Source organism: Streptodolium elevatio (assembly GCF_040649515.1).
Taxonomy (GTDB): domain Bacteria; phylum Actinomycetota; class Actinomycetes; order Streptomycetales; family Streptomycetaceae; genus Yinghuangia; species Yinghuangia elevatio.
Window position 1 is genome coordinate 13,417 of the sequence record NZ_JBEZFP010000101.1, and the last position, 21,625, is coordinate 35,041.

Annotated in this window: 22 protein-coding genes; 7 read left to right on the plus strand and 15 right to left on the minus strand. The window is 71.2% G+C overall.

Features of this window, described 5'->3' with window-relative positions:
• Nucleotides 1-67 precede the first annotated feature (67 nt).
• Entirely contained in the window at nt 68-382 is a 315-nt protein-coding gene (locus AB0C36_RS30470; RefSeq protein ID WP_358360293.1) for an ArsR/SmtB family transcription factor, read from the minus strand.
• A gap of 126 nt (nt 383-508) precedes the next feature.
• Nucleotides 509-889 (minus strand): hypothetical protein, encoded by a 381-nt coding sequence (locus AB0C36_RS30475; protein WP_358360294.1) that lies wholly within the window; start codon nt 887-889, stop codon nt 509-511.
• A gap of 270 nt (nt 890-1,159) precedes the next feature.
• Here AB0C36_RS30475 and AB0C36_RS30480 point away from each other — a divergent pair, with 270 nt between their 5' ends.
• Nucleotides 1,160-2,110 (plus strand): TIGR03619 family F420-dependent LLM class oxidoreductase, encoded by a 951-nt coding sequence (locus tag AB0C36_RS30480; protein ID WP_358360297.1) that lies wholly within the window; start codon nt 1,160-1,162, stop codon nt 2,108-2,110.
• 116 nt (nt 2,111-2,226) lie between these two features.
• Nucleotides 2,227-3,957 carry a DNA polymerase/3'-5' exonuclease PolX gene (polX, locus tag AB0C36_RS30485; protein WP_358360298.1) on the plus strand — a complete coding sequence of 577 codons (1,731 nt, stop codon included), beginning with the start codon at nt 2,227-2,229 and terminating at the stop codon, nt 3,955-3,957.
• Nucleotides 3,958-3,983: 26 nt separating this feature from the next.
• Here the strand turns inward: polX and AB0C36_RS30490 are convergent, their stop codons facing one another.
• The 6 genes from AB0C36_RS30490 to AB0C36_RS30515 all read right to left on the minus strand — a co-directional run bounded on the left by AB0C36_RS30490 (nt 3,984) and on the right by AB0C36_RS30515 (nt 12,096).
• The gene (locus tag AB0C36_RS30490) at nt 3,984-5,204 is read right to left on the minus strand and encodes a Gfo/Idh/MocA family protein (RefSeq protein WP_358360301.1); all 1,221 of its coding nucleotides are present in this window, start codon (nt 5,202-5,204) and stop codon (nt 3,984-3,986) included.
• Nucleotides 5,205-5,294: 90 nt separating this feature from the next.
• Nucleotides 5,295-6,350: a substrate-binding domain-containing protein gene (locus AB0C36_RS30495; RefSeq protein ID WP_358360302.1), complete on the minus strand. Its 1,056-nt coding sequence runs from the start codon at nt 6,348-6,350 to the stop codon at nt 5,295-5,297.
• Nucleotides 6,351-6,479: 129 nt separating this feature from the next.
• Nucleotides 6,480-7,448, minus strand: coding sequence for an ABC transporter permease (locus AB0C36_RS30500; protein WP_358360334.1), 969 nt, complete (start codon nt 7,446-7,448; stop codon nt 6,480-6,482).
• Nucleotides 7,449-7,618: 170 nt separating this feature from the next.
• Nucleotides 7,619-9,265 carry a sugar ABC transporter ATP-binding protein gene (locus AB0C36_RS30505; RefSeq protein ID WP_358360305.1) on the minus strand — a complete coding sequence of 549 codons (1,647 nt, stop codon included), beginning with the start codon at nt 9,263-9,265 and terminating at the stop codon, nt 7,619-7,621.
• 450 nt (nt 9,266-9,715) lie between these two features.
• Nucleotides 9,716-10,735 carry a sugar phosphate isomerase/epimerase family protein gene (locus AB0C36_RS30510; RefSeq protein WP_358360308.1) on the minus strand — a complete coding sequence of 340 codons (1,020 nt, stop codon included), beginning with the start codon at nt 10,733-10,735 and terminating at the stop codon, nt 9,716-9,718.
• A gap of 176 nt (nt 10,736-10,911) precedes the next feature.
• Entirely contained in the window at nt 10,912-12,096 is a 1,185-nt protein-coding gene (locus AB0C36_RS30515) for an ROK family transcriptional regulator (RefSeq protein WP_358360310.1), read from the minus strand.
• 408 nt (nt 12,097-12,504) lie between these two features.
• Between AB0C36_RS30515 and xylA the strand changes: the two genes are divergently transcribed.
• Both xylA and xylB read left to right on the plus strand, forming a co-directional pair.
• Complete coding sequence (xylA, locus tag AB0C36_RS30520; RefSeq protein ID WP_358360336.1) at nt 12,505-13,644, plus strand: xylose isomerase; 1,140 nt, start codon at nt 12,505-12,507, stop codon at nt 13,642-13,644.
• 55 nt (nt 13,645-13,699) lie between these two features.
• Nucleotides 13,700-15,073, plus strand: coding sequence for a xylulokinase (xylB, locus tag AB0C36_RS30525; RefSeq protein ID WP_435839142.1), 1,374 nt, complete (start codon nt 13,700-13,702; stop codon nt 15,071-15,073).
• 318 nt (nt 15,074-15,391) lie between these two features.
• Here xylB and AB0C36_RS30530 read toward each other — a convergent pair whose 3' ends face one another.
• The 3 genes from AB0C36_RS30530 to AB0C36_RS30540 all read right to left on the minus strand — a co-directional run bounded on the left by AB0C36_RS30530 (nt 15,392) and on the right by AB0C36_RS30540 (nt 17,108).
• On the minus strand, nt 15,392-15,589 hold the full coding sequence (locus tag AB0C36_RS30530) for a hypothetical protein (RefSeq protein ID WP_358360314.1): 198 nt from the start codon (nt 15,587-15,589) through the stop codon (nt 15,392-15,394).
• A 312-nt stretch (nt 15,590-15,901) separates the two neighbouring features.
• Nucleotides 15,902-16,393, minus strand: a complete 492-nt coding sequence (locus AB0C36_RS30535; protein WP_358360317.1) for a DinB family protein — start codon at nt 16,391-16,393, stop codon at nt 15,902-15,904.
• 67 nt (nt 16,394-16,460) lie between these two features.
• The gene (locus AB0C36_RS30540) at nt 16,461-17,108 is read right to left on the minus strand and encodes an SAM-dependent methyltransferase (protein ID WP_358360319.1); all 648 of its coding nucleotides are present in this window, start codon (nt 17,106-17,108) and stop codon (nt 16,461-16,463) included.
• A gap of 200 nt (nt 17,109-17,308) precedes the next feature.
• Here AB0C36_RS30540 and AB0C36_RS30545 point away from each other — a divergent pair, with 200 nt between their 5' ends.
• Nucleotides 17,309-17,884, plus strand: coding sequence for a helix-turn-helix domain-containing protein (locus AB0C36_RS30545; RefSeq protein WP_358360321.1), 576 nt, complete (start codon nt 17,309-17,311; stop codon nt 17,882-17,884).
• 329 nt (nt 17,885-18,213) lie between these two features.
• Here the strand turns inward: AB0C36_RS30545 and AB0C36_RS30550 are convergent, their stop codons facing one another.
• Entirely contained in the window at nt 18,214-18,351 is a 138-nt protein-coding gene (locus tag AB0C36_RS30550; RefSeq protein ID WP_358360338.1) for an NUDIX domain-containing protein, read from the minus strand.
• A 343-nt stretch (nt 18,352-18,694) separates the two neighbouring features.
• A complete protein-coding gene (locus AB0C36_RS30555; RefSeq protein ID WP_358360323.1) occupies nt 18,695-18,823 on the minus strand; it encodes a hypothetical protein in 129 nt (42 codons plus the stop codon).
• Between the two features lie 81 nt (nt 18,824-18,904).
• Here AB0C36_RS30555 and AB0C36_RS30560 point away from each other — a divergent pair, with 81 nt between their 5' ends.
• Nucleotides 18,905-19,498 carry a hypothetical protein gene (locus AB0C36_RS30560; protein WP_358360325.1) on the plus strand — a complete coding sequence of 198 codons (594 nt, stop codon included), beginning with the start codon at nt 18,905-18,907 and terminating at the stop codon, nt 19,496-19,498.
• A gap of 48 nt (nt 19,499-19,546) precedes the next feature.
• On the opposite strand, the gene AB0C36_RS30565 is transcribed toward AB0C36_RS30560, so the two are convergent.
• Both AB0C36_RS30565 and AB0C36_RS30570 read right to left on the minus strand, forming a co-directional pair.
• Complete coding sequence (locus tag AB0C36_RS30565; protein WP_358360327.1) at nt 19,547-20,113, minus strand: hypothetical protein; 567 nt, start codon at nt 20,111-20,113, stop codon at nt 19,547-19,549.
• A gap of 55 nt (nt 20,114-20,168) precedes the next feature.
• Entirely contained in the window at nt 20,169-21,158 is a 990-nt protein-coding gene (locus AB0C36_RS30570) for a DUF6236 family protein (RefSeq protein ID WP_358360330.1), read from the minus strand.
• Nucleotides 21,159-21,363: 205 nt separating this feature from the next.
• Between AB0C36_RS30570 and thyA the strand changes: the two genes are divergently transcribed.
• Nucleotides 21,364-21,625, plus strand: a 262-nt coding sequence (gene thyA / locus AB0C36_RS30575; protein WP_358360332.1) for a thymidylate synthase, incomplete at its 3' end; no start/stop codon positions are given.

Consider the following 21,625-nt stretch of genomic DNA (forward strand, 5'->3'; position numbering starts at 1 on the left):
CCCTGAGCGGATCGGTGCCGCGTCGTCCCCGCGCCGCGGCGGTACGGTCCCGCGCGATCGCGGGCGGTCACTCGGGCGCCTCGTCCAGCCGGGCGCCCAGTGCGTCGAGGCCGGCGTTCCAGCGCCGGCGGTACGGCTCCAGCCAGGCGTCCAGCGCGGCGACCGCCGACATGTCGAGGGCGTAGACGCGGCGCTGCGCGTCCCGGTGCACGCGCACCAGGCCGGCGTCGCGCATCACCCGCAGATGCTTCGACGTGCCGGGTTGACTCAGCCCGCACGCCGCGGCGATCTCGCCGACGGTCCTCGGACGCTCCAACAGGAGAGCCATGACCGCCCGCCGATGCGGATCGGCGAGGGCGGCCCATATGGCGGTATCTGCCATGGCTCTACATTCCTCTATGGTTATATGCCTGTCAAGGCATGAAAGGATGCCGCGGCCGCGGCCGGAGTCCGCTCGTGGGCGGGCCACGTGCCCGGCACGTGATCGGACTGCCCCCGCGTCTGGTCGTCAGCGGACGGGTAGCGGGCGCGGCAGGGCGTCGGGGTCGGGCTTCACGGCGTCGGGCCAGGGACACGCCGGGGGTACGTTGCGGCGGTCGCCCGGATCCCAGCCCGCGGCCCGGGCCTCCCGGACGGCGGCGGCAACGAACCGGGGGCGAACCGGTTCGACCTGAAGCGCGGCGCGGCGTTCCTCAGGTGCACTGGCGTACCACGGGAAGTAGAGCCACAGGTCGAAGAACTCGATCGTGACGTGTAGGCGCCGGGTCTTGCCGCCGTCCGCCCGCCAGACGCGCAGGAGCAGTTCGCCGCTTCCACCGCCTCCCACATGCCAGCGGTACGCCTCGCCGTCGACATGGATCGGACGCGGCGCGCGGTGGTGTCGGGGCATGCGCACCAGTGTGCCCGTCTCGGGGGCGCAGCCCGGGAGGGCCGCCCCGCCGAATATCAGATCCGCCCGTCGAATGGGCGGACGATTCCGCCGCTACTGTGCACCGCATAGAACTGCCGGTGTCGACTGCGGAACCTGATGTCGATGCCCGGGTCACCCGGCGGTCGGCGGCTCGGTGACCTGCTTGCGCAGTGGACGGACGCCCTCTGGGCCGCGGAGAACCTCCCACCACCCGTCGTCCCCCACTGCGAAAGAACGGAGCATCCGCCCATGGCCTCCATCGTCCCGCCCGGCCGCCTCGTCTACGGCATGCAACTGCCGGTCCAGACCAAGAGCAAGAGCACCGCCGAGCCCTGGGAGCGCGACGCGGGCGTCGAGGAGATCGTCGCCGTCGCCCGGCACGCGGAGAACACCGGGTTCTTCTACATCGGCGTCTGCGACCACATCGGGGTGCCCGCCGGGCCGGAGGCCGACCACATGAGCACCACGTGGTACGACTGCGTGGCCACCCTCGGCATGCTGGCCGGGGTCACCAGCACCGTGCGGCTGCTGTCCAACGTGTACATCGTGGCGTACCGGCACCCGTTCGCCACCGCCAAGGCGTTCATGACGCTCGACCAGCTCTCCGGCGGCCGCGTGGTGCTCGGCGTCGGCGCCGGGCACCTGCGCGGCGAGTTCGAGGCGCTGGGCGTGCCGTTCGAGCAGCGCGGGGCGATCACCGACGAAGCCCTCGACGGCATCCGGGCCGCCTTCACCGGTGAGTACCCCGAGCTGGACGGCCCCCGCTTCGCCGACGGCGGCCTGGGCCTCGGGCCTCGGCCGGTGCAGGCGTCCATCCCGATCTGGATCGGCGGCAAGGCCCGACCCGCCCTGCGCCGGGTCGCGCTGCGCGGCGACGGGTGGATCCCGCAGGCCACGCCGCGTGCACAGATGGCCGAGGACATCGCGTACATCAGGCAGCTGCGTGAGGAGGCCGGCCGCACCGGTCCGATCGACATCGGCTTCATCACCGAGGCGGTGCACATCGGCACGCCCGCCTGGGACCTCGGCGACGCCCCGGTGCTGACCGGCCGCCCCGAGCAGATCGCCGAACACATGCGCGCCATGGGCGAGATCGGGGTCAACCACCTCCAGATCCGCTTCCGCAACCGGTCGCCGAGCGAGCTCCAGGACCAGATGTCGGCCTGGCACACCGACGTGGCGCCGCTGCTGAACGCATGAGCGCCGGGCTTACCGGCACCCGACGTGCCGACCGCGGCCGGGCGGCCTGACCCGGTCGCGACACGCACGGCTCGGCCGACGTGCCGTACCCCCGGCACGTGACGCAGGCTGGGGGTATGGCACGGGCAAACGAGACCGTCGCGGCGCTGCTCCAGGAGTACGCCGACCTCCTGTCGATCACGCAGGGCGACGCCTTCAAGGCGCGCGCGTACGAGAAGGCCGCCCGCGCGATCGCGGGCCACTCCTCCGACGTCGCCGGGCTCGACGCGAAAGGCCTGCGCGACATCCCGAACGTCGGCAAGTCGATCGCCGACAAGGTCGCCGAGTACCTCGAAGGCGGCAGCATCGCGGTCGTCGAGGAGGCCCGCACCGCGATCCCGCCGGGGGTCCGCGAGCTGGTCGCGATCCCCGGCCTCGGCCCGCGCAAGGCCATGCAGCTGTACGAGGACCTGGGAATCTCGTCCGTCGACGGACTCCTCGACGCGGTCACCCGGCACCGGCTGCGCGACCTCAAGGGATTCGGCGCCAAGACCGAGGACAACATCCGGCACGGCATCGAACTCATGCAGAAGGCGGGCGGCCGCATCCTGGTCAGCTCCGCGATGGACGTCGCCGAGCAGATCGTCGCGGAGCTGTCGGCGATCGACGGGTGTGTGCGGTGCACGTACGCCGGCTCGCTGCGCCGCATGCGCGAGACGATCGGCGACATCGACATCCTGGTCGCGGCGGAGGACTCGGCGCCGTTCATGGCCGCGATCGGCGAGCTCCCGCAGACCGCCGAGATCATCGCGGGCGGCGCGAAGAAGACCTCGGTGCGCACCACCAAGGGCCTTCAGGTCGACCTGCGGGTCCTGCCGCCGAGCGCGTGGGGTGCCGGGCTGCAGTACTTCACCGGTTCGAAGGAGCACAACGTCCGGATCCGCGAGATCGCGGTACGCCGCAAGCTCAAGCTGTCCGAGTACGGCCTCTTCCACGCCAAGAGCGGCGAGATGATCGTGTCCGAGACCGAGCGGGAGATCTACGAGCGGCTGGACCTGCCGTGGATCCCGCCGCCGCTACGCGAGAACCGCGGCGAGATCGAGGCCGGGCAGCGCGGCGAGCTGCCCGACCTGGTGACCGACGCCGACATCCGCGGCGACCTGCACACGCACACCGATCTGACGGACGGGGTCTCCACGCTGGAGGAGATGGTCGCGGCCGCGGCGGCGCGCGGGTACGCGTACTACGCCGTCACCGACCACGCGCCGAACCTCTACATGCAGCGCATGACCACCGAGAAGATGCTCGCGCAGCGCGACCGGGTGCGGGCCCTCGATGGCACGCACGGGCGCATGCGGCTGCTGCACGGCACCGAGCTCAACATCGCGCCGGACGGCTCGCTCGACTGGCCGGACGACGTGCTCGCCGGATTCGACGTGTGCGTCGCCTCGATCCACTCGCACTTCACGCAGAGCCGGGACGAGCTGACGCGCCGCCTGATCCGCGCGTGCGAGAGCCCGTACGTCTCCGTCATCGGCCACCCCACCACCCGCCGCATCGGCAAACGCCCGGGCATCGACGCCGACTTCGACGCTGTGTTCGAGGCCTGCGCGCGTACCGGCACGGCGCTGGAGATCGACTCGCACCCCGAACGCCTCGACCTGCGCGACGAGGACATCCTGCGGGCCAGGAAATACGGCGTGAAGTTCTCGATCGACTCCGACGCGCACTCCACGACACACCTGCCGTACATCCGGTTCGGGGTCGGCACCGCGCAACGTGCCTGGCTCACCAAGGACGACGTCATCAACACATGGCCGCTGGGCAGGCTGCGAAAGTTCCTGGCCGCGAAGCGTCCGCGCGCCTGACCCGGCGGCCCCCGCCTCCCCGCGGGTCAGCCGTCGACCGGCGTCCAGCGGCTGCTGTCGGCGGCACTCGCCTCCACGGCGGCCAGGACCCGCTGGACCCGCAGGCCGTCGTCGAACGAGGGCTGCGGAGTCGTACCGGTCGCGATGGCCTCGACCAGGTCGCGGGCCTGGTGCGTGAAGCTGTGCTCGTAGCCGAGGCCGTGGCCCGGCGGCCACCACGCGCCGGTGTAGGGGTGGGTGGGCTCGGTGACGGTGATGCGGCGGAAGCCCGCGGTGGCGGCCGGCTCGTCGTGGTCGTGGAACCACAGGTCGTTCATGGCCTCGAAGTCGAAGGAGAGGCTGCCGCGCGAGCCGTTCAGCTCGATGCTCAGCGCATTCTTGCGGCCGGTGGCGAAGCGGGTGGCCTCGAACGTCGCGAGCGCGCCGCCGGAGGTGCGGGCCAGGAAGATCGCGGCGTCGTCGACGGTCACCGTGCCGATTCCGTCGGCGCTGCCGCTTGTCGGGCCGGCGGCCTGCGCGCCGATGCCGGATCCGGCGGTGCCCAGCGGACGCTTGTGCACGAACGTCTCGGTGACGGCGCTGACCCCGGTGATGTGATCGCCCGTCAGGAACTCGGCCAGGTCGATGATGTGCGCGCCGATGTCGCCCAGCGCCCCGGAGCCGGCCTCTTCGCGGACGAGCCGCCACACGAGCGGGTGTTCGGGGTCGACGATCCAGTCCTGGAGGTACCGGGCGCGGACGTGGCGGATGGTGCCGAGCCTGCCGTCGGCGACGAGCGTACGGGCCAGGGTCAGAGCGGGGACGCGGCGGTAGTTGAACCCGACCATGGCCAGGACCCCGCGCTCGGCGGCCGCGGCCGCCGCCCGGGCCATCGCCTCCGCCTCGGCCGGCGTGTTCGCCAGCGGCTTCTCGCACAACACGTGCTTGCCCGCCTCGAGTGCGGCGATGGCGATCTCGGCGTGCACCGAGCCCTGGGCGCAGATGTCGATCAGCGCTATGTCGTCCCGGTCGAGGAGCTCGCGCCAGTCCGTGGTCGACTCGGCCCAGCCCAGCCGGGCCGCGGCGGCCTCGACGCGCGCCGCGTCCCGACCGGCCACGACCCGCAGTTCGGGCCGCATGGGCAGGTCGAAAAAGGCGTCCACGGAGCGCCATGCGTGCGAGTGGACACGCCCCATGAAGGAGTGCCCGACCATGCCGACACCCAAGGGCGGGCGTGCGGTTCGGGAGTGCTGGGGAAGTGACGACATGGGTGTGGGGTGCCTTTCGGTTCGGGACGCCGGCGCGTGACGGTGACACGGCGGCGACCGGACGCCCCGGTCGCCGCCGCAGAAAGTCGGCTACGAGAACGCGGTGGGCAGGTACCGGTCGACGTTCTCCTTGGTGACCACGGCCGAGTACGTGGTGATGGACGCCGGCACCTCCAACTCGGCCAGGTCGGCGAGCGACTTCGCCTGGCCGATCATGCGGGCCAGGATGATCGCGGACGACGCCATGCTCGGCGGGTAGAGCACGGTGGCCTTCATGGGGGTGTTGTCGGCCTTGATGTCCTCCATGGCCTTCTTCGACCCGGCGCCGCCGACCATCAGGAACTCGTTGTCGCGGCCCGCCTGCTTGATCGCCGCCATGACGCCGATGCCCTGGTCGTCGTCGTGGTTCCACATCGCGTCGATCTTGCCGTTGGCCTGGAGCAGTTGGGCCGCCACGCGCTGGCCGACCGCCGCGGTGAAGTCCGCGGCCTGCCGGGCCGCAACCTTCATACCGGCCGCTTCCAGTGCCTCGCGGAAGCCCTGGCTGCGCTGCTGGGTGAGTTCGAGGTTGTCGAGCCCGGCGACCTCGACCACGACCGGGTTCGTCTTGCCGGCCTGCTTCATCTGCGCGGCTATGTAGGTGCCGGCGTTGACACCCATGCCGTAGTTGTCGCCGCCGATCCAGGTGCGGTACGACAGCGCGTTCGCGAAGACGCGGTCCAGGTTGACGACCGGGATGCCGGCCTCCATCGAGCGCCGCGCCACGGCGGTGAGCGCCTTGCCGTCGTACGGCAGGATCACCAGCACGTCGACCTTGGAGTCGATCAGCGACTGCACCTGCTGGATCTGCTGGTTGACGTCGTTGGTGCCTTCCGTCGCCTTGAGCGTGACGTCGGAGAACTCCTTCGCCTGCGCCTTGGCGTTGAGGCTGATCGCACCGATCCAGCCGTGGTCGGCGGCCGGCGCGGAGAAGCCGATCGTGACGGGCTTTCCGGGCGGCTCGGGGCTGCCCGAGGCCGCGGCCGGCGCCTTGACCTGCGGGCCGGTGTCCTTGTCCGATGAGTTGCTGGTGCATCCCGCCACGAGGGCGCCGGCGCCCAGCGCGGCGCCGCCCAGGATGAAGCCTCTGCGATGGAGCTGGGACATGGATGACTCCCGAGGGGAACGAGGGCTGGAGGTACGAGGGCTGGAGGTACGGAGGCCGGAGGTACGGAGGTACGAGGCCGGAGGGGCGCGCCGCGTCGTGCGGGCGGGGGTGGCGCCGGGCACGCGCCGTCAGGCGTTCACGCGCCTGCGCACGCCGCCCCAGCGCTGGATCAGCAGGACCGCGATGATGATCACGCCCTTGGCGATCTGCTGGATCGGCGACGCGAGGTTGTTGAGGATGAACAGGTCCTGGATCGTGGTGAACACGAGCACGCCGAGGATCGACCCCACCACCGACCCGAAGCCGCCGGTGAGCAGCGTCCCGCCGATGACCACGGCGGCTATCGCGTCGAGTTCGTAGAGCTGGCCGTGCGTGCTCGCACCGGTGTTCGCCTGCGCGGTCAGCATGATCGCGGCGATTCCGCAGCACAGGCCGGACACGACGTACAGCAGGCAGGTGTGCAGCCGGACGTTGATACCGGCGAGCCGGGCCGCCTCGGGGTTGCCGCCGACGGCGAACGTACGCCGGCCGAAGGTCGTGCGGTTGAGGACGATCCAGCCCACCACCACGACGACCAGGAACAGGTACACGTGCATCGGTATGCCGAAGTACTTGTTCTCGGCGATCTTGAGGAAGCCGTCCACCTCGACCAGTTGCGACTTCCGGTCGGAGATCTGCTCGGCGAGGCCCCGGGCCGAGACGCTCACCGCGAGTGTCACGATGAAGGCCACGAGGCCGCCGAACGCGATCAGCACGCCGTTGAGCAGGCCGCACACCAGGCCAACGACGATCGCCGTGAACAACATGCCGAACAGCCCGGTGTCCTGGGTGGCGACGGTGGTCGCCCAGACCGACGACAGCGCCATGATGGCGCCCACCGACAGGTCGATGCCGCCGCCGATGATCACGAAGGTCATGCCCACCGTGATCACGCCGACAACGGCCGCGAGCGACAGGATCGTGACCATGTTGCTGCTGGTCGCGAAACGGTCCCCCTTGGTGGTCAGCCCGATCACGAAGAGCAGGCCCAGCGCGACCAGCAGCGCGATGTGCTGGGTGGCCCCCGACCCGCCGGCGTGCGTGAAGAGGAAGCCCAGCGGGCCGCGTCGTGCGCCGCCCAGGTCGAGCGACGCCTTGCCGACGCCCACGGGCACGTCCGATGGCGGAGGCGACGAGGCCTTCGTGAGGTCCGGGCCCGCTTCGGCGGAGTCCCCGGTCCGGGCGGCGGGCGGCTCGTTGGTCGCGGGATCGTCGCGTACGTCGCGGTTCACAGGCTGCTGCCTTCCATGACCAGGTCCAGTACGCGGTGTTCGTCCAGGTCGCGTGCCGGCGCGTGTTCGATGATGCGGCCGTCGCGGATCACCAGGACCCGGTCGGACAGGCCCAGGACTTCGGGGATCTCGCTGGAGACGAGCACGATCGCGATGCCGCTGTCGGCGAGCGCGCGCATCTGGGTGTACAGCTCGTTGCGCGCCCCGATGTCGACGCCCCGGGTGGGCTCGTCGAGCAGCAGCAGCCGGCAGCCGTGCAGCAACCAGCGGGCCAACACGGCCTTTTGCTGGTTGCCGCCGGACAGCGTGCGGATCGGGCGGTACGGGTCCGGCGGCCGGATGTCGAGGGCCTCGGCCTGCCGCCGGGCGTCCGCGATCTCGCGGCGCCGGTCGAACCAGCCGAAGCGCGCGTAGCGGCTCAGGGACGCGATGGTGATGTTGCGCCCGACGGTGTCGAGCATCAACAGACCCTGAGACTTGCGCTCTTCGGGTGCCAGGCCCATGCCGCGCCGGACCGCCGCGTGCGTGCTGCCGGGCCGGACGCGTTCGCCGTCCAGCACCACGCGGCCCGAAGTCGGCTTGATGGCACCGTAGATCGCGGCGAGGATCTCGGATCGGCCGGAGCCCACGAGTCCGGCGAGACCGACGACCTCGCCGGCGCGCACCGTGAACGACACGTCGTGGAAGCGCCCGCGGACGGACAGGTGCTCGACCCGCAGGATCTCGGCCGGCTCGGGGGTGGCGGTGCCGGGCTTCATGGCGACGGAAGTTGCGGTGTCCGATGTCGTGGCGCCGGGGGGTGTGGCGCCGGAGGGTATGGCGCCAGTGGGTGTGGGGGCGGCGGCCGCGGTGTCCGCGTCCCCGGCGCGTGCCGGGAAGACGTACTCGATGCGGCGGCCCGTCATCAGCGCGACGACTTCCTGCGTCGGCGTCTCACGTGCGGGCAGTCCCGAGGCCACGGTTCGGCCGTCCTTGAGCACGGTGACCCGGTCGCCGATCTCCCGGATCTCGTCGAGGCGGTGCGAGATGTACACGACGGCGACGCCCGCGGACGTCAGTTCGCGCACGGTGCGGAACAGGCTCTCCACCTCGTCGTGGGCGAGCGCGGCGGACGGCTCGTCCATCACGATCAACCGTGCGTCGTGGGATAGCGCCCGGGCCATGCTGACGATCTGCCGTCCGGACGCGGGCAGCCGCCCGACCCGGGTGGTGGGCGGGATCTCGCCGTGGCCCAGGCGATCCAGGAGCGCGGTCGCGGCGCGGTTCATCTCACCGCGCCGGGTGAAGCCGAACCGGGCGCGCTCGTGGCCGAGGAAGACGTTCTCGGCCACGGACAGGCCGTCCACCAGGTCGAGTTCCTGGTAGATCGTGGAGATCCCTAGCCGGATCGCGGCGGTGGGGTTTCCGGGCCGTACCTGCTCGCCGCGCCATTCCAGGACGCCTTCGTCGGGCTGGTGAACTCCGGCGAGGACCTTGATCAGGGTCGATTTGCCCGCGCCGTTCTGGCCGAGCAGGCAGTGCACCTCCGCGGCGCGGACCTCCAGCGAGACACCGTCGAGCGCACGGACTCCCGGGAACTGCTTGACGATCGCGCGCATGGCCAGGAGCGGCGGTTCGTGCTCGGCGGACGGGGCCGATGGCATGCGGGGCTCCTTCTCACGATCGGCGGTGCGGTGAATTCGGGCGGTGCCGTGCGGAACAGCCGTGCCTTGCGGAAGCGCGGTGCGGTGCAAGCCGGTTCGACGGCGGGGAGCCGAACGCCCACGCCCACCGTGTGGTCGGCCACGCTAGAGACTTTGTCTTTGGAGTGGAAGTTCTTCGCGGAGAAAAACTCTGCGTTTTTCCAGGAAGAGGAAGAAGTTGCGGACAGGGGTGTCCCTTGTCCCGGAAGCGGCCGCGAAAAGCACTGTCAGGACGGCCGGCCAGACGGTGCCGGAGCGGGTCGGCCCTGAAAGCCAGGCCCCGGTGAGGACCTGAAGATCAGGGCCCAAGGCCCAGAACCCGAAGATCAGAACCCGAAGATCAGGGCCCGAAGATCCAGGACGCGAAGATCGGAGCCCGCAGATCGGGGCCCGCAGGTCGAGCCTCGGACTTCAGTCCTTGGCCGGCCCGGACGAGAAGGCGCTGTCGAACGACGCCGAGGGCAACTCGATGGCGCCCAACCGGCGTACGAACGCGAGCGCTTCCGGGGCGCCGTACAGCCGGTCCATGCCCGCGTCCTCCCATTCGACCGAGATGGGTCCCGTGTAGCCGATCGTGTTGAGCGCCCGGAAGCAGTCCTGCCAGGGCACGTCGCCGAATCCGGTGGAGACGAAGTCCCAGCCCCGGCGCGGGTCACCCCACGGCAGGTGCGAGCCGAGCCGGCCCCGGCGACCGTCGCCGGTGCGTACGCGCGCGTCCTTGCAGTCGACGTGGTAGATCCGGTCCTTGAAGTCCAGCAGGAACGCTGCCGGATCCAGGTCCTGCCACACGAAGTGCGACGGATCCCAGTTCAGTCCGAACGCCGGCCGGTGCTCCACGGCTTCGAGCATGCGCACGGTGGTCCAGTAGTCGTACGCGATCTCGCTCGGGTGCACCTCGAACGCGAAGCGCACGCCGACCTCGTCGAACACGTCCAGGATCGGGTTCCAGCGGTCCGCGAAGTCGCGGTACCCCGCCTCGACCATCGACTCGGGCACCGGCGGGAACATGGCGACCGTGTGCCAGACGGACGATCCGGTGAACCCGACGACGGTGCGAACCCCCAGTCGGGCGGCGGCGCGTGCGGTGTCCTTGATCTCCTCGGCGGCCCGCGTGCGTACGCCTTCCGGCGAGCCGTCGCCCCAGATCCGGCCGGGCAGGATCGCCTCGTGCCGGGCGTCGATGACCGCGTCGCACACGGCCTGCCCGACAAGGTGGTTCGAGACCGCCCACACTTTGAGGCCGTATTTGTCGAGGAGGGCGAGGCGCCCGGCGACGTAGTCGTCCTCGGCGAGGGCTCGGTCGACCTCGAAGTGGTCGCCCCAGCAGGCGATTTCAAGGCCGTCGTAGCCCCATCCGGACGCCAGGCGGCAGACCTCCTCGAAGGGCAGGTCGGCCCACTGGCCGGTGAACAGCGTGATCGGTCGCGCCATGGTGCCTTCTCCCTGTTCCGTGCCCGGTGGCCGGGCTTGTCGGTTGGGTCGTTCGGCTCGTGTGGTGCTCGCTCGTGTCGGTGCCGCGTCCGGGCGCCGCGACGTACGGTCGCCGGAGCCCCCGGCTGTCAAAGCCTCAAGGCCGCGAGGGCTCAAGGAGTCAGGGCGTCAGGGCGTCAGGGCGCCGAGAAGATGTGGTCGCTGATGAAGCGGGTCGCGCCGATGATCCCCGCGCTGTCCCGCAGTTCGGACAGGACGATGGGCAGGTTCCCGGTCGCCAGCGGCAGCGACTGGCGGTACACCACGCTCCGTATCTCGGCGAGCAGCGGATGCCCGAGCATCCCCGGCACGCTCCCGCCCAGCACGATCAGGCCCGGGTTGAAGAAGCTGACCAGGCTGGCGAGGACCTGGCCCACCCGCTGTCCGCCGGCGCGTACCAGGCGCATCGCGGCGGTGTCGCCCGCCATCATCGCCTGGGCGACGTCCTCGACCCGCAGTTCCCCGACCTCCGCAAGTCGCGCGGCCAGGTGCGGGGACGCGTCCGAGCGGGCCGCCGCCAGGGCGTCGCGGGTGAGGGCGGCACCGCCGAAGAACGCTTCCAGGCAGCCGATGTTGCCGCAGGCGCAGGTCGGCCCGTTCGCGGAGACCCGGATGTGCCCGATGTCGCCGGCACTGCCCGAGGCCCCGCGGTACACGCCGCCGTCCACGACGATTCCGCAGCCGATGCCCGTGCCGATCTTGACGAACAGGAAGTCGTCGACCGAGCGGGCCGAGCCCGCGTGCTGCTCTCCGACGGCCATGATGTTGACGTCGTTGTCGACCAGGACAGGGCAGCCCAGTTCGCGGCCCAGCGCCTCGCGGACCGGGTAGCGGTCCCAGCCCGGCATGATCGGCGGAACCACCGGGAAACCCTCGCTGAAGCTCACCGGCCCCGGTATGCCCAGCCCGAGGCCGTGCACCTCGGGCAGCAGTCCCTGATCGCGTAGTTTCGCCACCAGGGAGAGCGCGAGGCCGAGCACGATGTCGGGGCCCTGCCGTACGTCGCACGGCTCCGACAGCCTGCCCAGGATGTTGAGTTCGCCGTCCGTGACGGCGACCCCGATCGACGTCGCGCCGATGTCGACGCCGACGAAGCGCAGGGACGGGGCCAGGCAGACGATGCCCGACCGCCGGCCGCCCCGGGACGCCGCCAGTCCCGCGTTCTCGATCAGGCCGAGTTCGGTCAGGCGGTCCAGTTCCACGGCGACCTTGGAACGCGACATGTGCACGAGGTCGCCCAGCTCCGCGCGCGACCGCGGACCGCCGTCCCGGAGGAGAGCGAGCAGCCTCGCCTGATGCCCGTTTTCCGGCCTGGTCGTCACGCGCATGGCGTCGATGTCCGCAACACCCGCTCCATCGTGCACCGTTCCCCAATCACGTCCGTGTGGATGTCCCCCGCCCGAGCCGCTGCGCCGGGCGACGTCCATCGTCTCTTTGCGGGGTTCTTGCCGGGGTGACCGGGGCCGAACCTAGCCACTTTCGCTCGTCAGTTGAAGAAGTTTCGCGATTCCGGTCCAAGTTTTTCACTTGTGAAGGACAAAGTCGGTTTGGGGTCGCGCCCGGTTTCCCGTCGGCACCCGGCACGTGCGCGACGCGCCGGCCGGTCCGGGCGACACGTCGCGGCGACCGCGGGGTCCCATCGGGCTATTGACTCCGCCGACCGCACCCACTTAATTAGTCCATGAACTGGACTAATCATTGCGGAGGCCCTGGTGACCGAGTACCGCCCCATGCCGGAAGACCGGTTCTCGTTCGGCCTGTGGACCGTGGGATGGCCCGCGCGCGACGCCTTCGGGGACGCCACCCGGCCTCCGCTCGACCCGGTGGAGACCGTGCACCGGCTCGCGGAACTGGGGGCGTACGGCGTCACGTTCCACGACGACGACCTGATCCCGTTCGGCGCCGACGAGGCGACGCGCGAGAAGCTCGTCGGCCGCTTCCGGACCGCGCTGGACGAGACCGGCCTGGTCGTGCCGATGGCGACCACGAACCTGTTCACGCACCCCGTGTTCAAAGACGGCGCGTTCACCTCCAACGACCGGACGGTACGCCGCTTCGCGCTGCGCAAGGTCATGCGCAACATCGACCTCGCGGCCGAACTCGGCGCGCGCACGTACGTCATGTGGGGCGGCCGCGAAGGCTCCGAATCCGGCGCCGCCAAGGACATCGTGGCCGCGCTGGACCGCTTCCGCGAAGCCATCGACCTGATGTGCGAGTACGTCGTCGACCGGGGCTACGACCTGCGCTTCGCCCTCGAACCCAAGCCCAACGAACCGCGCGGCGACATCCTGCTGCCCACGGTCGGCCACGCCCTCGCGTTCATCGCCGAGCTGGCCCGGCCCGACATGGTCGGGGTGAACCCCGAGGTCGGCCACGAGGAGATGGCCGGGCTCAACATCGTGCACGGGGTCGGCCAGGCGCTGTGGGCGGGCAAGCTCTTCCACATCGACCTCAACGGCCAGAACGGCGCCCGCTTCGACCAGGACCTCGTGTTCGGCCACGGCAACACGCGCGGCGCGTTCTTCCTCGTCGACCTGCTGGAGCACGGCGGCTACGACGGCCCCCGGCACTTCGACTTCAAGCCGCTGCGCACCGAGGGCCCGCGCGGCGTGTGGGACTCCGCGGCCGCCAACATGCGCACGTACCTGATCCTGCGCGAGCGCGTGCGGGCGTTCCGCGCCGACCCCGAGGTCCAGGCGGCGCTGGCCGCGGCCCAGGTGCCCGAGCTGTCCGTGCCAACGCTCGCCGCCGGCGAGACCCTCGCGGACCTGGCCGCCGACGAGTTCGACCCCGAGGTCGCCGGGGCACGCGAATGCAACGTCGAACGCCTCGACCAACTCGCCCTCGAACACCTCCTCGGAACCCGCTGACATGCGGCGGCGTCGGTTGGTCGCGGGGGTCGACTCGTCCACACAATCGTGCAAGGTGCTTGTGTGCGACGCGACGACCGGCGCCGTCGTACGGTCCGGCCGGGCCGCACACCCCGAAGGCACCGAGGTCGACCCCGAACACTGGTGGCAGGCCCTGCTCACGGCGCTCGACCGGGCCGGCGGCCTCGACGGCGTCGACGCGGTGTCCGTGGCCGCGCAACAGCACGGCATGGTCTGCCTGGACGCGTACGGTTCGCCGGTGCGCCCCGCGTTGCTGTGGAACGACACGCGGTCCGCTCAAACCGCGCGCGACCTGGTACGGGAGCACGGTGGGCCGGCGGCGTGGGCGCGTGACACCGGGAGCGTCCCGCTCGCGTCGTTCACCGTGACCAAGTTGCGCTGGCTCGCCGAGCACGAACCGGACGCCGCGGCGGCCACCGCGGCCGTCTGCCTGCCGCACGACTGGCTCACCTGGCGGCTGCGCGAGCGCGCGGGCGGGGTCGACGGCCTCACCACCGACCACGGCGACGCCTCCGGCACCGGCTACTACTCCCCGGCCAAGGGGGCGTGGCGCGACGACCTGCTGGCGCTGGCGATGGGACGCGTACCCGCCCTGCCCCGGCTCACCGGCGCGGCCGATGCCGCGGGCCACATCCGCGGCATCACGGTCGGCGCGGGGACGGGTGACAACATGGCCGCCGCGCTCGGCCTGGGCGTCGAACCGGGCGATGTCGTCGTGTCGTTGGGCACCTCGGGCACCGTCTTCGCGGTGTGCGAGAAGCCGTCGGCCGACCCCACCGGCACGATCGCCGGGTTCGCCGACGCCACCGGACGCTTCCTGCCGCTGGTGTGCACCCTGAACGCCGCCGGAGTACTGGACGCCACTGCGGCCATGCTCGGCGTCGACCACGACGCCCTCTCCGAACTCGCCCTGGACGCGCCCGCGGGGGCCGGCGGCGTCGTGCTCGTCCCCTACCTCATGGGCGAACGCACCCCCGACCGGCCGAACGCGTCGGGCGCGATCCACGGTCTCACCATGGCCAACGCCACTCCCCGGCACCTGGCGCGGGCCGCCGTCGAGGGCATGCTCTGCGGACTCGCGGACGGATTGGACGCGTTGCGCTCGGCGGGAGTCGCCGTCGAGCGGGTCCTGCTGATCGGCGGCGCCGCGCGGGCGGAGGCGGTACGGCGGATCGCGCCGAGTGTCCTGGGCCTGCCGGTCTCGGTGCCGCGACCGGCCGAGTACGTCGCCCTCGGCGCCGCCCGCCAGGCCGCGTGGGCCCTCACCGGCCCGGGCACCGCGCCTCCCGACTACCAGCCGTATCTGGGCACGCTCCAGTACGACGACGGAGGGTTGCCCGGCACCGGCGTTCGCGAGCGCTACGCCGAGGCGCGCGACCACGTGCTCGATCGGGCAGTCGCCCCTTGAGTGGTCGTACGCGTGCAGGAGCCGGGGTCGGTAGCGGTGTCGGACCCGCACCGCGTACCCGACGCGCCGTCGGCCCGCCGGGTACCAACGACGTTGAGCACAAAGCACTTTGCTCACAAGAGCAGTCGCAATCGCCGCCGTGCTGCCACATGTAGCGATGACCGGTATGCACGACGACGAGTTGCGCCGGTTGCTGCGCGCGGGACTCGACGGTTCGGCGGAGGCGTACGAGCGGACCCGCCGATCTGTCCACCGCGACTCTCCGACGACCTGCTGGATCCGGGCGGCCACTACGCCGGCCTTCCTGAGCGGTGGCCCTCACCCGGCGGTGACGAGGGCGGCGTATGCGGCCAGGCACTCCGCGCAGTGCAGTGCGCCGTCGTCGCGCTCGCTGACGTGCGCGGGTGCCACCGGATCGATCGGGACCCCGCACAGCGGCTCGGCCGTACCGGGTGCGGCAACGTGCCAGGCGCGAGGCCGTTCACCGTCGCCGGCGTCCAGGACCATTTCGTGCACAGCAAACGCCTCCGCTTCTCCGTGGTGCCCGTATCGGCCGTCGCGCCGCCCTCCCGAGGCGGGGGCGTTCGCGTCCTGTCGCGTCGCCGTCCGCCGGGATCCGGCGGTCGCCTCGCGCGCGGCTCGTGCCCGGGGGGACGCCGCGTCATGCCCGCAATGGGCCGTCCGGACGTATGGATGCGCGGGTGCGCGGAGGCGCGGGTGCGCGGGTGCGCGGAGGCGGCCGGGGTGGCGGTCGGCGGCAGGCCGCATGGCGGTCGGCGGGCGGTCGGGCGGAGGCGGCGCTGCGCACGGCCGACGGGATCGAAGTGCTCAGCGGCCGGTCGTACCGTCGACGAGTTCGCGGATGATGTCGGCGTGACCGGCGTGCCGCCCGGTCTCCTCGATCATGTGGGTGAGTGCCCAGCGAACACTGGGCCCCTCGCCCGGACGTCCCGCCCGGGGCAGCGGCGCGCCGAGGTCGGTCTGCGCGTCGAGCACCTCGTTGGCGCGGTCGACGGTGTCCCGGTACCGGGCGACGAGGTCGGCGACGCCGTCCTCGTCGGCAGGCTTGAACGTCGCCTGCCAGTTGGTGACCTTTGCGCCGAGGAACGTCGCGCTCTCGACGGCGATCAGATGCTTCAGCAAGCCGAGCAGGCTGGTGCCGGAGGGCACCGCGGGCGCGCGGACCTGCGGCTCCGCGGCTCCTTCGACTTTCGCGGCGACCGAGGCCCGCAGGTAGTCGAGGAACCCGCGCAGAACGTCGGCCTCGCTGTTCGCGGTGCGCGGCGGAGGGGTGTCCTTTCGGCGGCGGGTGTTGGGCACGGCTTTCTCTCCTTGTGTGCAGTCGGTACGGCGGACCACTGACGCGGGTTCCACGCCGGTGCCCGCCTCAACCCGTGCGGCGCAGCGCGATGACGTTGTCGGTGACACTCGCGCTCTGCCCCTGGGGGCCGGTCGCCGTACGCCGCGGCGCGTCGCAGCGCTCGGTGTGCCAGCCCTCGCCGAGTTGCAGCGAGTCCAGTGACTCCTGGGCGGTGGGGAACCGCACGTCCGGGCCCACATGCGAGGACCAGGGCGCCGCCGAGGCGTGCTCGACGACGACCAGCAGCCCGTCCGGGGCCACCGCCTCGGCCGCGCGGCGCAGCACCTGTACGCGGGGGATCTCGACGGGTGTGTGGAAGTAGCTGGCACTCACCAGGCCGAATTCCCCCTCGGGGAAGGTGCGGGCCAGGTCGTGGCGTACCGGGTGGACCCGGTCGGAGACGCCCGCGGCCCGCGCGCCTTCCGCGACACGGTCGAGGGCGGTACGCGCCACGTCGACGGCGGTGACGTCCCAGCCGATGGCGGCGAGCCAGATCGCGTCGCCACCGTGGCCGCAGCCCAGGTCCAGTGCCGCACCGGGCGTCGGCGCGAGGTCGGTGACCAGGTCTTTCAGGACGATGTTCGGCTTGGTGCCCCACCGGGTGTCGAGCCGGGAGTAGTGGTTCTCCCAGTACGCCGCGGAGTCGGTGTCGGTGTCTCTGTCGGCCTGTTGCATGTGGTGCCCTCCCTAGGCGCTCGCTCGCGGGCCGGCAGCACGCTGCTCGCCGCGCACTGCTTGCCGCGCACTGCTTGCAAGGCGCTGCGCCGGACCAGCCGGTCACTCGTCCGGCCACGCACGGCGGCCCGCTCGGACGACCGTGCGCCCTGCCCCTCCGGAGTTGCAAGCCTTCTTGCCGTTTCGGCAAGCTGGGACGCATGGCGAACGCGGCGAAGGACGTCCTGGAAGCGGTCGGCCCCCGCCTGCGCGAATTGCGCCGTCGGCGCGGGCTGACACTGGCCGAGCTGACCGAGCGCACCGGCATCAACGAGAGCACGCTCTCCCGCCTCGAGGGCGGCACCCGCAAACCGACGCTTGAGCTGCTCCTGCCCCTCGCCGAGGTCTACGCCGTCCCCCTCGACGCCCTCGTGGGCGCGCCCCGCACCGGGGACCCGCGCATCCACCTGCGCCCCGTCACGCGGCACGGCATGACGTACGTACCGCTCAGCCGGCCCGGCGGCGTCCAAGCCCACAAACTCCTCATCCCGCCCGCGCCGCCGGGCACCGAACCGGACCTGAAGACCCACGAGGGTTTCGAGTGGGTCTACGTACTCGACGGCCGCCTGCGTCTCCTGCTCGGCGACCAGAGCCTGGTCCTGAAGGCGGGCGAGGCCGCCGAGTTCGACACCCACGTACCGCACTGGCTGGGCGCGGAAGGCGACCGAACCGTCGAACTCCTCGTACTCTTCGGCCTCCAAGGCGAACGAGCCCACCTGAAAACCCGAACCCCCTGACCCAAGTGCCGGCCGCAGATCTCCGCGCTGCCGAGCGTGCGCTGCGACGTGTCACCGGCCGAGTCCGTTCGTCGCCGTGGAGTTGTGCCCCGACTCTGTCAGGAACGCGGCTGATCGCGTTCGGCGGGCGGTTGCGAGGGCCTTCATCCGTGCGTGGATACGGGGGCTCATGACTCGCTCCCAAGCGTGGAGCGATTGGACGCGCCACTCGACGTGTTCGGCGGGATCGAGCGTGATCCGCGCAAGCTCGTCGGCCGCGAGTACTCCCCCGTCGAAGACGAACCCGACCTTCGCGCAGGGCCACGCGGGCTCAGGGGGCAGAAAGTGCGTCAGGAGCAGGCACGGAACCCGGTGAACACGATGCCGGTCTCCTCCCGGCACTCACGGACCGCGGTCTCGAACGGTGTCGTGTCGCCGTGTTCGACGTTCCCCCCGGGCAACTGCCATGCCTCAGCCCCTGAGCGGATCGCAACGCGAGTGGGCTGCCCTCCACGTCGGTGAAGTACAACGCCCCGTACATCGTCGCGCGCGGCAGTGTCCGCACGTACTCCTCAGGCGGCAACCAGTCCATGCCGCCCATCTTCCCGCCGACCCGCCACCCCACGGCGTCCCGGGGGCCCGTGCCAGGACCGCTCCGCCCAGAATCAGTAGGTCGAAGTCTTCCTCGATCGGCCCCGAGCTCGGATCCGCCGCGACAGCCGCGTCCATCGCTGCGAAGCCGGCGATGCTGTGCGCCCGGTCCATCCATCCCGGGCCGGGCAGCGCGCGGTGCCACAACTCGTCGGCGTACGCGCCGAGATCGCGCGTGATCTATTGGCGCCGACGCTCGACCCCGATCAACCCGAAGCCGGACTCCGCCGGAGTTTCGAGTCCCATGTCGCCGCCGGCCTTGACGCACGTGGCAGCGAACGCGTCGATCTCGCGAATCGGCATGGCCATGGAATCCTGCGATTGATGTCGGGACCGCCTCGGGCGGGGCCGGTGGTCGGGCACGGGAATTGGAAGGCGGGTGCGGCCGGGATGGGTCTGCGTCAGGAGTACCAGGGGCTGTACGACAGCGCCTTCATCGCGTGTACGCACATCGAGCGCGCCCATCCCGCGGGTGTCCTCCGCGCATTCCTCGCCGAGCAGGTACGCGAGGACCTGCGTCGCCGCGAGAATGCCGTCGACTCCGCGGACACCTCGGGCGACGTCTCCGACGACTTCGCCGCGTTGGCCCGCATCGTCACCGAGTACGAGCGGCTGTGCCGCGCGGTGTTCTCCGATCTCCACCACGTCCACCGCCCCGAACCGCCGTGGCGCGTACTGGCGCCGGGGCGCGCCGCGGTGCGCGCTCCGCTCCAGGTCCGCAGACGCCGTCCGGTGTACGCGCTGCGGGTGCGCGCCGACGTGGCCGAACAGCGCGGTCTGGTCTGGGAGTTCCAGGTATTTCAGCGGATGGACGGCGCCGACGACACCACCGAAGTGGTCACCGGCCTGCTCCCCCACGGCAGCCGCGACGCGGAGGCGGCGTGGGATCGGGTGCTGCCCGAGTGGTGCGACGAACTCGACTACGGCTTCCAGGCGTTGGGCCTGGATGTGTCGCTGCCGCTGCCCCCCGGCCCGCGGAGTTGACCGCAGTGCCGGGGAGCTGCGCGCGCGGCGGCTCGTCGGCCGCGACGGTCAGGTCATATAGGCGAGGAGACCGATCTCCGGGGCCAGCACACCCGGCTGGGCGAGCGAGCGGAAGTCTGCTTCGACGGCGGCGAGGTCGAGAACACCGGCGCGCACCGCGCGGTACCGCACGGCCGACCAGAGGAACACGTCGAGGTTGTCGAACTGCGTTCCCTCCTCGATGACTTCCTCCTCGGCAAACCACACTGCGATGCGCCCGTCGGTGAGCATCACGTAGAGGTTGCCCGCGCCGTCGGCGCCGAGGGACCACACATCGTCGTCGGAAAGCTCCGTCTCGTAGTCGGAGTCCAGGATGGTGCAGTCGTTGGCGGCGAAGTCGAAGGCGTACGACCAGTCGTAGATGTCGAGGCACCGCGGCATCGCGCCCGACCGGACCCTGCGGTCGAACGCGGCCAGTGCGGTCGCCGCGGCCTGCGGCAGCCGGGCGAGGAAGGGCTCGACGGGGCGGGTCGAGGCGGATATCTCGGCCGGGGGTTCCGCCGGGAGCCAGCGCGCCAGATCGGCGTCCAGATCGCGGTCCACGTACCCGGTCAGTTGGTCAACAGTGAGCGTCATGCGGGCAGGGTAGCCAGGGGCGGCGACAGCTCACCCATGGCCCCGAAGGACCGCGTCAGCCCAAGGTCTTGCGCACTTGGTGGAGGTAGCTGAAGTCGTCCGTCGCGGGGGTGCCGGCGTCCTTCGCGGCGCGTGCGCGCAGCCATATAGCGGTGAGGCCGCCGACGGCCGGCGCGACGATCTCCGCCGGCAACCCCATGACGACCCCGGCCGATCCGGCGGCTATCCCCCCGGTCCAGGTGATGCCTTCGGATGCCACGGTCCGAAAGCGGCTCCGCTGCGCGGCCTGATAGTCGCGGGACGCCTGCGCCAGTTCGTCCTGGAACTGCGCCAGGACGTCGCTCGGGTGCTCCCAGCAGCGGCGGAGCTCGTCCAGCAGGCGGTGGAGCGCCCGCATCAGGCGGCCTCGCTCGTCCGCGTACCGTTCACGGAACTTGAGCACCTCGGAGAGCGGCGTGTTCGACGCGGGGACGGGCAGCAGTTTCCCGATCTCCATCTGCCAGGCGGGCACCACCGTGCCATCCGGCGAAGGCCGCAGCGACCTGCGGTACGCGTCATCGCTGGTGGTGTACGGGAAGTACGGACGCTCCCGATCCGACCAGTACTGCGCCAGCTCCCGCGCAACCACGCCGAGCACCAGCGTCTCGACGTCCTTGCCGACCTGGAGCCGCGGACCGCCGGACCGGGCGCTCCGTCCCGGCGTCGCAAACCCCAGCGCGACCAGTTCGTCTTCCAGCCAGGCACCCAGCTTTCCGACGTAGATGAACGAATCGGGGGGAGACGGGCTCCCCGCCGAGGCCAGCCGCCGCAGCTCGTCCACCAGCACCGCTGCCGAGGGGCTGTACTCGTCGAACACCTCGGCGGCCAGCTGGAGGGGCTGGTAGAGGCCGTGCGCCTCCAGTTCCACCAGGTCGTCGGCCACCCCGGCCTGTCGCAGGTCCGACGTGTCCGGCACCACCGACCCGAATCCGTCCCAGTACAGGACCGCCTGGTGGACGACCTCGGGCGGCGGAACGATCGACGGGTAGTACAGGAGACTCGGCACGGCTTCCCCCATTGCGGTCCAGGCCCAGACAACAAACGCGTACACAAACGCAGACACCGACGCGGACACCGACGCCGACACACCGCGTCCCCGCACCCGAGCCGCATCGCACGTTACGTGATTCGGCCGACACGCACAGCTCCCCGCGTGCCGCACCCGCGTGCTCGTCGTTGTGCGGTGCCGGTGATCAGTAGACTCCATGGTTGTGGCGGACACCCAGTACGAAGACCTGTTGCGACTGGTGCTCTCCTCCGGGACGGCCAAAGCCGACCGGACGGGCACCGGCACCCAAAGTGTCTTCGGGCACCAACTGCGGTACGACCTCGCGCGGGGCTTTCCGCTGGTCACCACCAAGAAGGTGCACCTGCGCTCCATCGTGTACGAGCTGCTGTGGTTCCTGCGCGGCGACTCGAACATCGGCTGGCTCAAGGAGCACGGGGTCACCATCTGGGACGAGTGGGCCGACG

Coding starts and splice junctions, on each gene's coding strand:
- AB0C36_RS30470 (WP_358360293.1), bottom strand. CDS start 382: ATGGCAGATACCGCCATATGGGCCGCCCTCGCCGATCCGCATCGGCGG.
- AB0C36_RS30475 (WP_358360294.1), bottom strand. CDS start 889: ATGCCCCGACACCACCGCGCGCCGCGTCCGATCCATGTCGACGGCGAG.
- AB0C36_RS30480 (WP_358360297.1), top strand. CDS start 1,160: ATGGCCTCCATCGTCCCGCCCGGCCGCCTCGTCTACGGCATGCAACTG.
- polX (WP_358360298.1), top strand. CDS start 2,227: ATGGCACGGGCAAACGAGACCGTCGCGGCGCTGCTCCAGGAGTACGCC.
- AB0C36_RS30490 (WP_358360301.1), bottom strand. CDS start 5,204: ATGTCGTCACTTCCCCAGCACTCCCGAACCGCACGCCCGCCCTTGGGT.
- AB0C36_RS30495 (WP_358360302.1), bottom strand. CDS start 6,350: ATGTCCCAGCTCCATCGCAGAGGCTTCATCCTGGGCGGCGCCGCGCTG.
- AB0C36_RS30505 (WP_358360305.1), bottom strand. CDS start 9,265: ATGCCATCGGCCCCGTCCGCCGAGCACGAACCGCCGCTCCTGGCCATG.
- AB0C36_RS30510 (WP_358360308.1), bottom strand. CDS start 10,735: ATGGCGCGACCGATCACGCTGTTCACCGGCCAGTGGGCCGACCTGCCC.
- xylA (WP_358360336.1), top strand. CDS start 12,505: ATGCCGGAAGACCGGTTCTCGTTCGGCCTGTGGACCGTGGGATGGCCC.
- AB0C36_RS30540 (WP_358360319.1), bottom strand. CDS start 17,108: ATGCAACAGGCCGACAGAGACACCGACACCGACTCCGCGGCGTACTGG.
- AB0C36_RS30545 (WP_358360321.1), top strand. CDS start 17,309: ATGGCGAACGCGGCGAAGGACGTCCTGGAAGCGGTCGGCCCCCGCCTG.
- AB0C36_RS30555 (WP_358360323.1), bottom strand. CDS start 18,823: ATGGCCATGCCGATTCGCGAGATCGACGCGTTCGCTGCCACGTGCGTC.
- AB0C36_RS30560 (WP_358360325.1), top strand. CDS start 18,905: ATGGGTCTGCGTCAGGAGTACCAGGGGCTGTACGACAGCGCCTTCATC.
- AB0C36_RS30565 (WP_358360327.1), bottom strand. CDS start 20,113: ATGACGCTCACTGTTGACCAACTGACCGGGTACGTGGACCGCGATCTG.